Source organism: Bacteroides eggerthii, from assembly GCF_025146565.1.
In the GTDB taxonomy this organism is placed as follows: domain Bacteria; phylum Bacteroidota; class Bacteroidia; order Bacteroidales; family Bacteroidaceae; genus Bacteroides; species Bacteroides eggerthii.
Genome location: NZ_CP102258.1, coordinates 1907341 through 1922948 on the forward strand (window position 1 = coordinate 1907341; position 15608 = coordinate 1922948).

Sequence of the window (15608 nt, forward strand, 5' to 3'; positions counted from 1 at the left end):
TGAGGCAGTGCATCACTCTCATGCAAGTATCAGATTTTCCGCATAGGGTATTACGATTTCTCCGCGGTGCAGCTCTATCAATCCTCTGTCCTGCATGTTGTTGAGAGCCTTTGATATCCCTGCGCGAGTCTCGTTGACTATTTGGGCTAAATCTTCCATCTTGATTTTCAGTACTTTCTTTCCCGACGGGCGTTCTACGTGGCTGAGGATGAAATGGGAAATACGTGCTTCAAGATCGTTGCCTGCCACCTTCCATAAGCGGTTATGCAGCATTTGGGCGCGGTTGCTCACCATGTTCATATAGTTCAGGCGGAATATCTCATAGCTGAATAGCTCTTTCATCACGAACGCTTTGCTGATGCTGACCGTATGTACCTCCGTATTGGCGCGGTGTGTAGAAGCATAGGATGTGTTCATGCCGAACATGGAATAAGGTTCGATCAGGTAGGGAGCCGGAAAATATTCCGTAAAGCTGTAAGAAGCATCAGCGGATAATGTGGAAGATGCTACTTCTCCTTTTAGAATGAACACCAGTTCGTGGCAGGAAGAATCTTTTTGCAAAAGAAGCTCTCCCGGTTTATGTTTCGTGAAATGCAATTTTACCTTTTCCAAGATACAGGTGAAGTCCTCTTGGGCAAGTCCTTGAAAAAGGGGTAATTGTAATAGTGTATCGAACATTGTTTCCATATAGTTTCTGTATTATGGTTCAAGAACAAAAGTAGGTATAATCGCTCTCTGCCGTAAACACTTACCCTCTCTTTTTGTTTTTTTTATTATTTCTTAAACGTGCTATTCATTCAGCTTTAAGAAATTTTGCAGAATGTATAAAAATAGATTATCTTTGCAGAAAAGAAAAAGGAGGAACGTATGTTTTCAGCATTTAATTGGCAACAAATGACCAGCGCTTTTATTGTGTTGTTTGCCGTAATAGATATTATAGGCTCTATTCCTATTATCATCAACCTGAAAGAGAAAGGAAAAGACGTAAATGCATTAAAAGCTACGTTGATATCGTTTGCACTGTTGATAGGCTTTTTCTATGCAGGTGATATGATGCTGAAACTGTTTCACGTAGACATCGAGTCGTTTGCCGTAGCAGGTGCGTTTGTCATCTTCCTGATGTCGTTGGAGATGATTCTCGATATTGAGATATTTAAGAATCAGGGGCCTATAAAGGAGGCTACATTGGTGCCGCTGGTGTTTCCGTTATTGGCGGGAGCCGGAGCATTCACCACGTTGCTCTCTTTGCGTGCCGAGTATGCCAGTGTCAACATCATCATTGCGCTGGTGCTGAATATGATATGGGTGTATTTTGTTGTCAGCATGACGGGACGCGTGGAGCGTTTTCTCGGTAAGGGCGGAATTTATATTATCCGCAAGTTCTTCGGCATTATCCTGCTGGCGATTTCCGTACGCTTGTTTATGGCAAATATATCATTGCTGTTGGAGAGTTTTCATAATTAAGACGGTCTTTTTTATTACTGTCCGGGGAGGAGGGGTGTGCATCTTTCCCTTCACTGTTTTTTCCTCTTCCTCAATTATCCTCTTTTGGGACTTTCTTTCATATTGTGGGATGAATAGTTAGAAATAGCGGTATAATCGCAGTCAGAACTATTTGTCGGGCATCATATTTCATATATTGTACACGAATTGATGATTTTCGTACAATGCTATGAATTATTTACTTGAAAAACGAAAAAAAACTGACTTTTTATTTTGCGTATAGGCTGAAATTTGTACTTTTGAGCATCGCTACAAGTTGTGTAGCGCGCATACCTGAAATAATTAACCTTTAAATAATGCACAACTATGAGTTATTTACGATTTGACAAGACCTTGATGGTTAATCTGCAAGAATCTTTGCCAAGGGAGATACTTCGGACTAACAAATCGGGGGCCTATCATTGTACGACAATTGTAGATTGTAACACACGAAAATATCATGGGTTGTTGGTGATTCCCGTTCCCAACCTGGATGATGAAAACCATGTGCTGCTGTCTTCTTTGGATGAAACGGTAATTCAACATGGCGCAGAGTTTAATCTGGGTTTGCACAAATATCAAGGAAACAACTTCAGCCCGAACGGGCATAAGTATATCCGAGAATTTGACTGTGAGCATATCCCGGCAACAACTTACCGCGTAGGAGGGGTAATCCTCCGTAAAGAGAAAATTTTTGTACATCACGAGAACCGGATTCTAATTCGTTATACCTTGGTGGATGCCCATTCGGCAACAACACTCCGGTTCCGCCCTTTTCTGGCATTTCGCAGCGTGCGTGAATATACGCACGAAAATGCACAGGCCAACCGCGACTATCAACCGGTGGAAAACGGCATCAAGACCTGTATGTATCCCGGATACCCGGAACTTTATATGCAACTGAACAAAAAGAATGAATTTCATTATCAGCCGGACTGGTATCGCGGCATTGAATATCCGAAGGAACAGGAACGCGGATATGATTTTAATGAAGACCTGTATGTGCCCGGCTATTTTGAGGTGGACATAAAGAAAGGTGAAAGCATTGTGTTCTCAGCAGGTATCTCGGAGATTTCACCGCGCAAACTGAAACAGACCTTTGAGGCGGAAGCGGAAGACCGTACTCCGCGGGATAGCTTCTACCACTGTCTGAAAAATTCGGCCCACCAATTCCATAACAAACAAGGAGAGGAGCATTATATACTTGCAGGCTACCCCTGGTTCAAGTGTCGTGCACGCGACTTGTTTATTTCTTTGCCCGGCCTGACTTTGGCGGTGGACGAACAATCGGAATTTGAAGATGTTATGAAAACTGCAGAGAAGGCTGTCCGCGATTTTATGGAAGATAGGCCGGTGGGCTATAAAATCTATGAAATGGAGCATCCGGATGTGCTCTTATGGGCGGTGTGGGCTTTGCAGCAGTATGCTAAGGAAACATCGCGTGAGCTGTGCCGGCAGAAGTATGGCAAACTGTTGGAGGACATTATGAATTATATTCGCGGCCGTAAGCATGACAACCTGTTCTTGCACGAAAACGGTTTGCTTTATGCAAACGGTAAGGAGAAAGCCGTTACATGGATGAACTCTACTGCCAACGGGCATCCTGTAATTCCTCGTACCGGTTATATCGTAGAGGTGAACGCTTTGTGGTATAATGCCTTGCGCTTTGTTGCAGATTTAGTTCGTGAGGGCGGAAACGATATATTTGCGGACGAATTGGATGATCTGGCCGAAATGGCGGGAAAATCCTTTGTAGAGGTTTTCCGCAATGAATACGGTTATCTGTTTGACTACGTGGACGGCTATATGATGGATTGGAGTGTCCGCCCCAACATGATATTTGCTGTGGCTTTTGACTACTCTCCACTGGATCGCGCACAGAAAAAACAGGTACTCGACATTGTGACAAAAGAGTTGCTGACTCCGAAAGGCCTGCGTACTTTAAGCCCTAAGAGCGGGGGATACAATCCTAATTATGTAGGCCCTCAGGTCCAAAGGGATTATGCATATCATCAGGGCACAGCATGGCCATGGCTCATGGGATTCTACATGGAGGCGTATCTGCGCATTTATAAGATGAGCGGCATTTCGTTTGTGGAACGCTATCTGATTGGTTTTGAAGATGAGATGACGAGCCATTGCATAGGATCGCTGCCCGAATTGTTCGACGGAAATCCGCCGTTCAAAGGCAGGGGAGCGGTGTCATTTGCCATGAATGTGGCGGAAATTCTGCGTATCTTGAAATTGTTGTCTAAATATAATTTATAGGAGGAGGAACGAAGATGAAAGTTTTAATGTTTGGTTGGGAATTTCCTCCCAAAATATATGGCGGTCTTGCAGTTGCATCATACGGAATCACCAAAGGACTGAGCTTGCAGGGGGATGTGGAAACGACTTTCTGTATGCCAAAGCCCACAGGTGAGGAAGAGAATTTCTTGAATATAATAGGCATGAACCAAGTGCCTATCGTGTGGCGTGATGTTAATTATGATTATTTGAAGTCACGTTTGTCAACGATGAGTCCGGAACAGTATTATGCGTTACGCGATCATATTTATTCGGATTTCTCTTATATGCATGTCAATGACTTGGGGTGTATGGACTTTGCCGGCGGTTATCCGGGAAATCTGCACGAAGAAATCAATAACTTTTCAATCATAGCCGGAGTTGTGGCACGTCAGCAGGAATTCGACATTATTCATGCTCACGACTGGCTGACATACCCTGCCGGAGTACATGCGAAAATGGTAAGTGGCAAGCCGCTCTGCATCCATGTGCATGCAACGGACTTTGACCGTTCGCGCGGCAAGGTGAATCCTACCGTTTATTCTATGGAGAAGAACGGAATGGATTATGCAGACTGCATCATGTGTGTATCGGAGCTTACTCGCCGCACAGTGATAAATGAGTATCATCAGGATCCGCGAAAGGTGTTTGCCATGCATAATGCGGTGTATCCGCTTTCGCAGGAGTTGCAGGATATTCCGCGCCCGGATCATTCCAAAGAGAAGGTGGTTACCTTCCTCGGACGTATCACTATGCAGAAAGGCCCGGAATACTTTGTGGAAGCCGCAGCATTGGTGTTGCAACGTACCCGTAATATACGTTTCGTAATGGCAGGTTCGGGCGATATGCTGAATGCCATGATAAACCTGGCTGCCGAACGGGGCATTGCCGACCGTTTCCATTTCCCCGGTTTCATGAAGGGCAAGCAGGTGTATGAGGTTTATAAGAATAGTGACGTATTCGTTATGCCTTCCGTTTCCGAGCCTTTCGGTATCGCGCCGTTGGAAGCCATGCAGTGCGGAACGCCTTCCATCATCTCCAAGCAGTCAGGATGTGGTGAGATTCTCGATAAGGTGATAAAAACCGATTATTGGGACATTCATGCTATGGCCGATGCTATCTACTCCATCTGTATTAATCCGTCTCTTTTCCGCTATCTTCAGGAGGAGGGTAAGAAGGAAGTGGACGGAATAACCTGGGAAAAGGTAGGTTTGAGAATTCGTGCTCTTTATGAGGATGTGTTAAGAAACTATGGTAAATAATAAAACAATAAATACTAATGAGAACTATCTGTCTTTATTTTGAGATACATCAAATTATACATCTGAAACGTTATCGTTTCTTTGATATCGGTACAAATCATTATTACTATGATGATTATGCTAATGAGACAAGTATAAATGAAGTTGCTGAACGCTCGTATATTCCCGCCTTGAATACGCTCATTGAAATGGTGAAGAACTCGGACGGTGCGTTCAAGGTGGCTTTGTCCATTTCCGGTGTGGCATTGGAGCAGTTGGAAATCCATGCGCCTGCCGTAATCGACCTGTTGCACCAGCTCAATGATACGGGATGCTGCGAGTTCTTGGCCGAGCCATACTCTCATGGACTTTCTTCTTTGGCTAATGAGGATTGCTTTAAGGAAGAGGTAATGCGCCAGAGTGCCAAGATGAAACAGATGTTCGGTAAGGCTCCGAAGGTGTTCCGTAATTCCAGTCTGATCTATAATGACGAGATCGGTGCGGTAGTGGCAAGTATGGGCTTCAAGGGTATGCTGACCGAGGGGGCTAAACATGTGCTTGGCTGGAAGAGTCCGCACTATGTTTATCACTGCAATATGAACCCGAATCTGAAACTGTTGTTGCGTGATTTCAAGTTGTCGGATGACATCAGTCTGCGTTTCTCTAATTCCGAATGGAGTGAATATCCGTTGTTTGCCGATAAGTACATTAGCTGGATTGATGCATTCCCGCAAGAAGAACAGGTTATCAACATATTTATGGAACTTTGTTCATTGGGTATGTCACAGCCTTTGTCTTCCAATATTCTGGAATTCCTGAAAGCGTTGCCTGCATGCGCAAAGGAAAAGGGTATCACTTTCTCAACTCCTACGGAGATTGTCACTAAGTTGAAGTCTGTTTCGCAGTTGGATGTTCCATATCCTATGTCGTGGGTGGATGAGGAGAGAGATACAAGTTGCTGGCTGGGTAACGTGATGCAACGTGAGGCTTTCAATAAGCTGTATAGCGTAGCCGAACGTGTACATATCTGCGATGACCGCCGTATCAAGCAAGACTGGGACTATTTGCAGGCAAGCAATAACTTCCGTTTTATGACAACCAAGAATAGCGGTGTGGGGTTGAATCGCGGCATCTATGAATCTCCTTATGACGCATTTACCAATTACATGAATATTCTGGGCGATTTCATCAAACGTGTTGACTCTCTCTATCCGATAGATATCGATAATGAGGAACTGAATGCTTTGCTGACTACTATCAAAAATCAAGGCGACGAAATAGAAGAGTTACACAAAGAGTTGGAAAAAACACAGCATAAGCTGGAGAAGGAGAAGACAGCAGAGAAGAAGAAGGAAGCAAAGGCTGCTGCCAAAACTGCTCCTAAAGCTGCCGTAAAGGCTGCTGTCAAGAAAACTGTTGCTAAAAAGTCGGTTGCCAAGAAAGCAGAACCGAAGAAAAAGGCTGAATAGGCTCATTCTTCTGCTATATACATAAAAGAACTCCCGTTCCAATACTTGGAACGGGAGTTCTTTTATGTATCTGATTGATAGGGATTCTATTTATTGAAAGAAGTATGGGTGACTTCTATCTTCAAAGTGCTGCCGCCAAATGCCGGATCACCGCCTTTGAGCTTGGCATATGTCGGTTTCAAGTCGTGTTGGATGCCAATCATGGAAGGGTTGTTACTGCTTGTATCGTATGTCACAACTACGGGGATCAGCACTACTTTGTTCCAGTTTTTTCCTTCGCCTTCGTTCCATTCATCTTCCCATGCTGCTTCGTCCCATGCTGCTCCTGCCGCTTCTTTCGCTTTTTGTTTGGCAGCCTTTTTCTCATTGATACAAGTGGAAACCAAGCGGGCTATGTTTTTGAAGGTGTATTGGTTGGTTTCTACGCTGTTATGGGTTGCCACAAAAGAAGTAACATTGTCTGCAAGTTCATTGTTGACAAAGAAAGATTCCATGTCTTTTTGGCGTACCAGCAGAACTGTTTGTGGCGCACTCATGCTGAATTTATATTCCTGATTGTCCTGCTTGTAGTTCGTAAAAGTCAGCTTGACCGCATTCAACGTATCATTAGCTAACTTCTTGGCTATTTCATCATAAGGCAGAGTTGCTTCTGTGAAGATACCGGCCGGTGATTTGAGATAGCTCCAGCCTTTTTCATTGTCATTGTTTACTTTCTCTGCCAGCTTTTCTGAGTTCTCAAATTTATTGGCTTGAATCACTTCTTTGGTAGAGGCAAAAGCAACTGCCGTAGCAAGGTATGTGGAGTCTGTGCCGGCTTCACCATTTTTGTCTGTGACTTTTTTGGTCAGCTTAACTCCTAAACTGTCCACATAGTGGAATCGGAATTGCATTTGCAGGTCTACGCGGTCTACATAGAGAATGGTTCCGTCACCGTAGTCTGTTTGCAGGTAAACACCTTTGAATACATTTTCGATAAACTTATCAGAGTTGTCAAAAAAGTCATTCTTCTTTTCTTGATATTGCCGGTTCAATTTCAAAATATTATTTCCCAGCTCTTTATCCAATGGGAAAGTGATGTTGGGGTAATAAGTTGAGTTACCGTTTGAATCGGTTGCTTTTCTTACGGAGTCGGGCACAGAGGTATCATAAGCTGTATATGCTTTTTTTCCTAAAGCCTTTGATTCGTGATATAGCTTTGTATCGATATTGGTATATCGGTATTTATCAGGATCTTTACGCACTTTCAGCCATTCGTCGTTCAATTCGTATGCACTCATTCTGCATGCATTTAAGGAGTCTCCGAACCAGCTGGAATAGTAGACTACTAACTGGATTTTCTCCACTTCGTCTTTCACCATTGTTCCTTTGCCGCTTTTTCCGTCTGCGCTTTCTTCATATACGGCAGGGAATGTGAAATTCTCCGTACAATTCAATTCGGCTAAGAAGCTGGCTTCGTAGTTTCCAAATCCTTTGGGATCAGGGTCTGTGAACTTACCGATATATCCTGTACTTGTCTTGGAGTAAACTTTATCTGCAAGCATGGATTTTGTGCTAACGTCAAATGTTTCTGTTTTAGCCGAAATTCCGTCTGAATCGGGCAGCATATCCATACCCAACGTCCCGGTGTTATCGTCGCATCCGTACAAAGACAGGAGTGCTAAAAGTAATACTCCTAAATATTTTACTTTCATAATTCTTCGTCTTGAAATCAACTTATTCTTGTTCAGCTCCCCAAACCTGATCGTAGAAGTCGTTGCAGGCATCTGCGAAGTTTTCAGGAGATTGATAGCCTAAGATAGGTTTACCGGCTTGGCGGGCATACTCCATGAGCTCCTCATTTACATGTTCGCTTTGCTGGATAATACCATCAGAGTAGTCTATTGCCAATTTGCAAAGAGCAATATAGTCTATCGGTTCTTTTAAGTCGGCAATATCCTTCTTGTTGATGCCTTTCAGCAGGAGTTTGCTGGTGAAGTCGGAATGAAATGGCTGTTTGAAGTCATTGTCATACAGTGAAAAGACCACTTTGGCGTCTCTGAATGAAGGTTCGTCTTTATACGCCTTTTTAATATATAGCGGAGCCAGTGCTGTCATCCAGCCATGACAGTGGATAACGTCCGGACACCAACGCAATTTCTTTACTGTTTCCAATACTCCACGAGCATAGAAAATGGCACGTGCATCATTATCCTCGTATTCAACACCGTTCTCGTCAATCACTTGCAGGCGGTTTTGGAAGTAATCATCGTTGTCGATGAAATAAACCTGCATGCGGGCGGATTGTATGGATGCTACCTTAATGATAAGCGGATGGTCGGTATCGTCGATGATAAGGTTCATACCGGAGAGACGTATCACTTCGTGCAGTTGATTTCTGCGCTCATTGATGTTCCCCCACTTGGGCATAAACGTTCTGATTTCTCTGCCTTTTTCTTGGATTGCTTGCGGCAGGTTTCTGCCAACAAGGGACATCTCGGATTCTGAAACGTAAGGGGTAATTTCTTGTGTTATAAATAAAACCTTGTTCGCCTTTGTCATAATAACAATGTTCTCAATTATTCTGCAAAGATATAAAAAAAATCGGGCAATAACGCAAACAGGGCTCGCCTATAATTCCTTATGAATTGTTAACCGGTTGTATATCAATGAAAAATAGGCGCGGATACACCTCTGAAGCCGGGACAACTTTTGCATTAATTTACGATATTTCTTCTTTATATGGTAAATAATAGCTTATTTTGCACCGTTTTTGCAAACAACTTAAGTTATTATATAACCAATAAAATGGAAATAGTACATACTATCAAGGACTTGCAGGCCGGACTTTCGGCTATGAGAGCCCAAAGTAAAAAAGTGGGTTTAGTGCCTACAATGGGAGCCTTGCATGCCGGTCATGCTTCATTGGTAAAACGTTGTGTGGCAGAGAATGATGCCGCAGTGGTAAGTGTTTTTGTGAATCCGACTCAGTTTAATGATCAGAATGATTTGGCCAAATATCCTCGTACGCTGGAGGCTGATTGTCGTTTGCTGGAAGAGTGTGGGGCTGCTTTTGTTTTTGCCCCTACGGTGGAAGAGATGTATCCGGAACCGGATACACGCCGGTTCAGCTACGCTCCTTTGGATACTGTGATGGAGGGGGCTTTCCGGCCGGGGCACTTTAATGGTGTGTGTCAGATTGTGAGCAAACTATTTGATGCGGTGAAGCCGGATCGCGCTTATTTCGGCGAGAAGGATTTCCAGCAGTTGGCCATTATCCGCGAAATGGTGCGCCGGATGAATTATCCATTGGAGATCGTGGGTTGCCCTATTGTGCGTGAGGAGGATGGACTGGCTTTGAGCAGCCGTAACGCCCGCTTGTCTGACGAAGAACGCAAAAATGCTTTAAAAATCTCGCAGACTTTATTTGAAAGTCGTACCTTTGCAGCCTCGCATACAGTCGCTGAAACACAGAGGTTTGTGGAAGATGCCATTGCAGCGGCTCCCGGTTTGCGCCTGGAGTATTTTGAACTGGTGGACGGCAATACGTTGCAGAAGATTGCCAATTGGGAAGATACTTCCTATGCAGTGGGATGTATTACGGTGTTCTGTGGAGAAGTCCGTCTGATTGACAATATCAAGTATAAGGAGTAATAAACATAAAAAAAGAACAATCTTATGATGATTGAAGTGTTGAAGTCGAAAATCCATTGTGCCCGCGTTACGGAGGCTAACCTCAACTATATGGGGAGCATCACCATTGACGAGGATTTGATGGATGCCGCCAACATGATTGCCGGCGAAAAGGTTTACATTGCCGACAATAATAACGGTGAGCGTTTTGAAACTTATATCATTAAAGGCGAGCGCGGTTCGGGCAAAATATGTTTGAACGGTGCGGCGGCCCGTAAGGTCCAGCCGGACGATATTGTAATTATCATGTCGTATGCATTGATGGACTTTGAGGAAGCCAAGACGTTTAAGCCGACAGTGATCTTTCCTGATCCGGCAACAAATAAAGTGGTGAAGTAAGAACAGGTTTGAAATCCTACTCATAAGAGCTTTTGTTCAGCCTTTTTGAGTATGTTTTCCTCTTTCTCTTTCGCTACCTGTTCTCAGGAGGGTAGCAGCTGAAAATGAAAAAAGAAAAAGTCCCGTTTACTAATTGTGAACGGGACTTTCTTTTTTTATGGTGGAGCGTTTATTTCTTCAATTGCTCATTCATGGCTGCAGCAGCTTTCCGGCCGTCACCCATAGCAAGGATTACGGTAGCGCCACCGCGAACAATGTCGCCGCCGGCGTAAATGGTCGGAATGGACGACTGCATACTATCATTTACGGCAATCGTTCCTTTGCGACCTAATTCAAGTCCTTTGATAGAGCTGGGAACAATAGGGTTGGGGGATACGCCCACACTGACAATGGCAAGGTCTATATCAATCGTTTCAGTGGCTCCCGGAATGGGAACAGGACTACGGCGCCCGGAGGCATCGGGTTCGCCCAATTCCATCTTTTGAAGGATGACCTGCTTAACTTTTCCTTGCTCATCGGCAATGTATTCTATCGGATTGTGAAGTGTCAGGAATTCCACTCCTTCTTCTTTGGCATGTTTTACTTCTTCGATGCGGGCAGGCATTTCTTCCTCTGAACGTCGGTAAATAATCATGGCGCGTTCTGCACCCAGGCGGCGGGCTGTACGGACAGAGTCCATGGCTGTGTTGCCGCCGCCGATAACGGCTACGCATTTGCCAAAAGGCACAGGTGTATCAGAGTCCTCGCTGGCGGCATCCATAAGATTGACACGCGTCAAATATTCATTGGATGACAGGATGTTGATGGAGTTTTCTCCGGGGATGTTCATGAAGTTCGGCAGTCCGGCGCCGGAAGCAACGAATATGCCTTTGAATCCTTCTTCCTCCAGTTGCTCTACGCTTAATGTCTTGCCGATGATGCAGTCTTTGATGAACTTCACGCCCATTTGGGCAAGGTTCTCGATTTCGACATCCACCACCTTGTTGGGCAAACGGAATTCGGGGATACCATATTTCAATACACCGCCAATCTCGTGCAGCGCCTCGAATACGGTAACGTCGTATCCGTATTTTGCCATGTCTCCGGCGAAAGAGAGCCCGGCGGGGCCTGAACCGATTACGGCAATCTTGATGCCATTCTTTTCTTTGATTTCCGGTACGGAGATTTGCCCGCTTTCGCGTTCATAGTCCGCGGCAAAGCGTTCCAAATAGCCGATAGCTACCGGCTTTTCATTCATCTTCAGGTGGATGCACTTGGATTCGCATTGCTTCTCTTGTGGACAGACACGACCGCAAACAGCGGGAAGCGCACTGGTCTCTTTCAGTGTTTTGGCGGCTTCAAGGAATTCACCGCGTTCTATATTCTTGATGAAACGTGGGATGTCTATTCCTACCGGACAACCTTCTGTGCAGCCCGGATTGGCGCAGTCCAGACAACGTTTCGCTTCTGTCAGTGCCTGTTCCTTGGTCAATCCCTGGTTTACTTCTTCTTTGCGGCTGTGGGAACGGTAGTCTGCATCCAATTCGTTCATCTCCACGCGAGGGATCGCTGTGCGTTCTTTGGCTTTCATGGATTTGCGCAATTCCTGACGCCAAGCGGCATTGCGGCTTTTTTCATCCGGCTCCGCTGTGCTTTCTCCGGTTGCCTGGCATGTCTGTGGCTCTTCCAGTTTGTGCATTTCTTCGCGCTCAATGCTTTTGAATGCTCCCATGCGTTTCAGCATTTCGTCGAAGTCTACCTGGTGACCGTCAAATTCAGGTCCGTCTACACATACGAATTTGGTCTTGCCGCCGATGGTGATACGGCAGGCGCCGCACATGCCTGTTCCGTCTACCATGATTGTGTTTAGAGAGACATCGGTGGGTATTTCGTATTTCTTCGTCAGCAAACAAACAAATTTCATCATTATGGCGGGGCCAATGCAGAAGCATTTGTCAACTTTCTCGCGTTTGATGACATCTTCTACACCTTCTGTTACCAATCCTTTACGGCCGTATGAACCGTCGTCAGTCATGATAATGACTTCGTCGGAGCTTTCACGCATTTCCTTTTCAAGGATAATCAGTTCTTTGGTGCGGCCTGCCAATACTGTGATTACACGATTGCCGGCAGCTTTCAATGCCTGTACGATAGGGAGCATCGGAGCTACTCCCACACCACCGCCGGCGCAAACTACGGTGCCGAAATTTTCAATATGGGTGGCTTGTCCCAGCGGACCAACAACATCGGTTATATAATCACCTTCATTGAGTTCGCACAGGCGGGTAGACGAGAGACCCACTTCCTGCACAACCAAAGTGATAGTTCCCTTTACGGGATCGGCAGAGGCTATGGTCAGTGGCATGCGTTCGCCTTTTTCACCTACGCGTACTATTACAAAGTGTCCTGCCTTACGTGACTTAGCAATTAACGGTGCTTCAATTACTAATTTGAAGACCTTTTCTGAAAAATGCTCTTTGCTAATGATTTTATTCATTATCTAATAATTTTGTTGGTATAATTACGTAATCTCTTTCAGATTGATAGATTATGCAAAGATACTGCTTATTTATTAATAACAAAGAATGTGAGGGGAAAAAAGAATGGATGCAGGACGAAATATGATATTGCAAATCGGGCACAGATTTCAAGAATCCTGCCGGTTCTGTCCATTGAAGAACCATGCTGTTTCTTGTAATCTGTGCCCGAAATATAATGGATGGAAACTTTTCTTAGTCTATCACCTCGAATCCTGTATACGGAACCAGCGCCTTCGGGATACGGATACCTTCCGGTGTCTGGTTGTTTTCCAATAGAGCTGCTACGATGCGCGGCAGGGCCAATGCGGAGCCGTTTAATGTGTGGCAAAGCTCTGTTTTCTTTTCTGCTGTGCGGTAACGGCATTTCAGGCGATTGGCCTGGTAGGTATCGAAGTTGGATACTGAACTGACTTCCAGCCAGCGTTTCTGTGCCTCGGAATAGACCTCGAAGTCGAAGCAGAGAGCAGCGGTAAAGCTCATGTCGCCGCCACATAAACGCAGGATGCGATAAGGCAACTCAAGCTTCTGGAGCAATCCTTCTACGTGGTTCAGCATCTCCTGATGGGATTCTTTGGAGTGTTCCGGCTTGTCGATGCGCACTAATTCTACTTTGGAGAATTCGTGCAGGCGGTTCAGTCCGCGTACGTCTTTACCGTATGAGCCGGCTTCGCGACGGAAACATTGCGTGTAAGCGCAGTTCTTGATAGGCAGTTGCTTTTCGTCCAAAATCACGTCGCGATAGATGTTCGTTACGGGAACTTCGGCTGTCGGGATCAGGTATAAATCATCTACTTCGCAATGGTACATTTGTCCTTCTTTGTCGGGCAGCTGACCTGTGCCATAGCCGGAAGCGGCGTTCACTACCGTTGGCGGCATTATCTCCGTATAGCCCGACTTGCGTGCTTCATCCAGGAAGAAATTGATAAGTGCACGCTGAAGCTGTGCGCCTTTGCCCTTATACACAGGGAAACCTGCACCTGTGATTTTCACACCTAAGTCAAAATCTATCAAATCATATTTCTTTGCCAGTTCCCAGTGGGGGAGCGCGTCTTTAGGTAGTTCGGTCTCCATGCCGCCCATTTTCTCTACCACATTGTCGTCGGCGCCTACGCCTTCGGGCACGCTGTCATAAGGGATGTTGGGGATTGTATAGAGGAGGTTTTGCAAGTCGGTTGCAGCTTGGTCCATTTCTTCTTGCAGGGCCTTGTTGGCTTCTTTCAATTCGGCCACCCGGTTCTTGGCGGTTTCCGCCTCATCTTTCTTGCCTTCTTTCATCAACAGTCCGATGGACTTGGAAAGGGAATTGACTTCCGACAGGTTCTTATCTAAGATTGTTTGGGTATTGCGTCGTTTGTTGTTCGTTTCCAGCACTTGCCCGATTGTTTCTTTGGCATTTTTGAAGTGCTTCTTTTCCAGACCGCGGATTACGGCGTCGGTGTTGTCTGTAATTTGTTTAATGGTAAGCATATCTTATACTTGTTATTATGTTTTTTTATTACTGCAAAGATAGAGAAAATGCTTATTCATTGTATGAAAAAGTATAATAAACAGCAGAAAATATGAAAATAAGGTGCTTTTTTGAATGAATAGTGCGATAATAAAGAAAGGGATGCAATCAAACCAGATTGCATCCCTTTCTTTATTATTCTTTTATCCGGAAACTTATGCTTCTGCGTTTTCGGCAGGAATAACAGAAACAGATCTTCTGTCTGCTTTACCTACTTTGAACTGTACAGTTCCGTCTACCAAGGCGAAAAGAGTGTGGTCTTTACCCATACCGATGTTGTTACCCGGATGGAATTCAGTACCTCTTTGACGAACGATGATGTTACCTGCTTTGCAAGCTTCGCCACCAAATATCTTAACGCCTAATCTCTTACTCTGTGATTCGCGGCCGTTCTTAGAACTACCGACACCTTTTTTATGTGCCATTTCTTCTTACTTTTTTAATTGATTAAGCTACTACTTCCTTAATTGTTAACTCTGTGAATTGCTGACGATGACCGTTCAGTTTACGATAACCTTTTCTTCTTTTCTTGTGGAAAACAAGAACCTTGTCGCCTTTTACCAAAGCGGAAACAACTTCGCAAACCACTTTTGCTCCTTCTACTGTGGGAGCGCCTACGGTGATGTTACCGTCTTTGTCTACCAAAAGAACTTTCTCGAATTCTACTGTTGCACCTGCTTCAGCATTTTGCATGTGGTGTACAAACAGCTTCTTGCCAGCTTCTGCTTTGAATTGCTGACCGTTGATTTCTACAATTGCGTACATTTCTTATATATAATGTATAAGTTAGCTCCGTCGGGTGGTCTCTAATCACTTAGAAAGCACTTAATTAAACCCGGTGCGGAATAATCGGGCACAAAATTACTTCTTTTATTTGGAATGGGCAAATCTTTCTATCTCTTTTTTAGTATAATTACTGCTTTCGTGTGTGGGGAAAGTTTTGTTCCCTCATGGAGTAAGTTTCGTTCCATCATGGTGGAACGAAACTTACTCCATGAAGGAACGATTTGATTTATGCGGGAAGCCCTTTTATATTCAGGTGAGGAAATAAAAGAGTGCTGCGAGTGCGGCAGATAGCGCCAACAGGAATATGATC

The 15608-nt window shown here is 44.7% G+C and carries 13 protein-coding genes; 6 read left to right on the top strand and 7 right to left on the bottom strand.

The features are described 5' to 3' along the window. Positions 1-18 precede the first annotated feature (18 nt). Positions 19-687: a Crp/Fnr family transcriptional regulator gene (locus NQ546_RS07880; RefSeq protein WP_004289566.1), complete on the bottom strand. Its 669-nt coding sequence runs from the start codon at positions 685-687 to the stop codon at positions 19-21. A 180-nt stretch (positions 688-867) separates the two neighbouring features. Between NQ546_RS07880 and NQ546_RS07885 the strand changes: the two genes are divergently transcribed. The 4 genes from NQ546_RS07885 to NQ546_RS07900 all read left to right on the top strand — a co-directional run bounded on the left by NQ546_RS07885 (position 868) and on the right by NQ546_RS07900 (position 6478). Beyond that, positions 868-1464: a MarC family protein gene (locus NQ546_RS07885; protein ID WP_004289568.1), complete on the top strand. Its 597-nt coding sequence runs from the start codon at positions 868-870 to the stop codon at positions 1462-1464. 345 nt (positions 1465-1809) lie between these two features. Beyond that, complete coding sequence (locus tag NQ546_RS07890; protein WP_004289569.1) at positions 1810-3750, top strand: glycogen debranching enzyme N-terminal domain-containing protein; 1941 nt, start codon at positions 1810-1812, stop codon at positions 3748-3750. Between the two features lie 14 nt (positions 3751-3764). Beyond that, a complete protein-coding gene (locus tag NQ546_RS07895; RefSeq protein ID WP_004289570.1) occupies positions 3765-5030 on the top strand; it encodes a glycosyltransferase family 4 protein in 1266 nt (421 codons plus the stop codon). Positions 5031-5047: 17 nt separating this feature from the next. Then, the gene (locus tag NQ546_RS07900; RefSeq protein WP_004289571.1) at positions 5048-6478 is read left to right on the top strand and encodes a glycoside hydrolase family 57 protein; all 1431 of its coding nucleotides are present in this window, start codon (positions 5048-5050) and stop codon (positions 6476-6478) included. 86 nt (positions 6479-6564) lie between these two features. On the opposite strand, the gene NQ546_RS07905 is transcribed toward NQ546_RS07900, so the two are convergent. After that, on the bottom strand, positions 6565-8169 hold the full coding sequence (locus NQ546_RS07905; RefSeq protein ID WP_004289572.1) for a DUF4270 domain-containing protein: 1605 nt from the start codon (positions 8167-8169) through the stop codon (positions 6565-6567). A 22-nt stretch (positions 8170-8191) separates the two neighbouring features. Next, positions 8192-9016, bottom strand: a complete 825-nt coding sequence (locus NQ546_RS07910) for a glycogen/starch synthase (protein ID WP_004289573.1) — start codon at positions 9014-9016, stop codon at positions 8192-8194. Between the two features lie 246 nt (positions 9017-9262). Here NQ546_RS07910 and panC point away from each other — a divergent pair, with 246 nt between their 5' ends. Next, positions 9263-10108, top strand: coding sequence for a pantoate--beta-alanine ligase (panC, locus tag NQ546_RS07915; RefSeq protein ID WP_004289574.1), 846 nt, complete (start codon positions 9263-9265; stop codon positions 10106-10108). Positions 10109-10132: 24 nt separating this feature from the next. Then, positions 10133-10486, top strand: a complete 354-nt coding sequence (panD, locus tag NQ546_RS07920; protein ID WP_004289575.1) for an aspartate 1-decarboxylase — start codon at positions 10133-10135, stop codon at positions 10484-10486. 169 nt (positions 10487-10655) lie between these two features. Here the strand turns inward: panD and NQ546_RS07925 are convergent, their stop codons facing one another. From NQ546_RS07925 to rplU, 4 genes are all read right to left on the bottom strand, one after another. Beyond that, complete coding sequence (locus tag NQ546_RS07925; protein WP_004289576.1) at positions 10656-12962, bottom strand: bifunctional dihydroorotate dehydrogenase B NAD binding subunit/NADPH-dependent glutamate synthase; 2307 nt, start codon at positions 12960-12962, stop codon at positions 10656-10658. Between the two features lie 235 nt (positions 12963-13197). Then, the gene (serS, locus tag NQ546_RS07930) at positions 13198-14472 is read right to left on the bottom strand and encodes a serine--tRNA ligase (RefSeq protein ID WP_004289578.1); all 1275 of its coding nucleotides are present in this window, start codon (positions 14470-14472) and stop codon (positions 13198-13200) included. A gap of 195 nt (positions 14473-14667) precedes the next feature. Further along, positions 14668-14937 (bottom strand): 50S ribosomal protein L27, encoded by a 270-nt coding sequence (gene rpmA, locus NQ546_RS07935; RefSeq protein ID WP_004289579.1) that lies wholly within the window; start codon positions 14935-14937, stop codon positions 14668-14670. Positions 14938-14959: 22 nt separating this feature from the next. Then, the gene (gene rplU / locus NQ546_RS07940) at positions 14960-15277 is read right to left on the bottom strand and encodes a 50S ribosomal protein L21 (RefSeq protein ID WP_004289580.1); all 318 of its coding nucleotides are present in this window, start codon (positions 15275-15277) and stop codon (positions 14960-14962) included. Between the last annotated feature and the right edge of the window lie 331 nt (positions 15278-15608).

Bases quoted from the DNA above. Each gene is read 5' to 3' on its own strand.
- NQ546_RS07895 (WP_004289570.1), top strand. From the start codon at position 3,765: ATGAAAGTTTTAATGTTTGGTTGGGAATTTCCTCCCAAAATATATGGC.
- rpmA (WP_004289579.1), bottom strand. From the start codon at position 14,937: ATGGCACATAAAAAAGGTGTCGGTAGTTCTAAGAACGGCCGCGAATCA.
- NQ546_RS07880 (WP_004289566.1), bottom strand. From the start codon at position 687: ATGGAAACAATGTTCGATACACTATTACAATTACCCCTTTTTCAAGGA.
- NQ546_RS07900 (WP_004289571.1), top strand. From the start codon at position 5,048: ATGAGAACTATCTGTCTTTATTTTGAGATACATCAAATTATACATCTG.
- panC (WP_004289574.1), top strand. From the start codon at position 9,263: ATGGAAATAGTACATACTATCAAGGACTTGCAGGCCGGACTTTCGGCT.
- NQ546_RS07890 (WP_004289569.1), top strand. From the start codon at position 1,810: ATGAGTTATTTACGATTTGACAAGACCTTGATGGTTAATCTGCAAGAA.
- panD (WP_004289575.1), top strand. From the start codon at position 10,133: ATGATGATTGAAGTGTTGAAGTCGAAAATCCATTGTGCCCGCGTTACG.
- NQ546_RS07885 (WP_004289568.1), top strand. From the start codon at position 868: ATGTTTTCAGCATTTAATTGGCAACAAATGACCAGCGCTTTTATTGTG.
- serS (WP_004289578.1), bottom strand. From the start codon at position 14,472: ATGCTTACCATTAAACAAATTACAGACAACACCGACGCCGTAATCCGC.
- rplU (WP_004289580.1), bottom strand. From the start codon at position 15,277: ATGTACGCAATTGTAGAAATCAACGGTCAGCAATTCAAAGCAGAAGCT.
- NQ546_RS07925 (WP_004289576.1), bottom strand. From the start codon at position 12,962: ATGAATAAAATCATTAGCAAAGAGCATTTTTCAGAAAAGGTCTTCAAA.
- NQ546_RS07905 (WP_004289572.1), bottom strand. From the start codon at position 8,169: ATGAAAGTAAAATATTTAGGAGTATTACTTTTAGCACTCCTGTCTTTG.
- NQ546_RS07910 (WP_004289573.1), bottom strand. From the start codon at position 9,016: ATGACAAAGGCGAACAAGGTTTTATTTATAACACAAGAAATTACCCCT.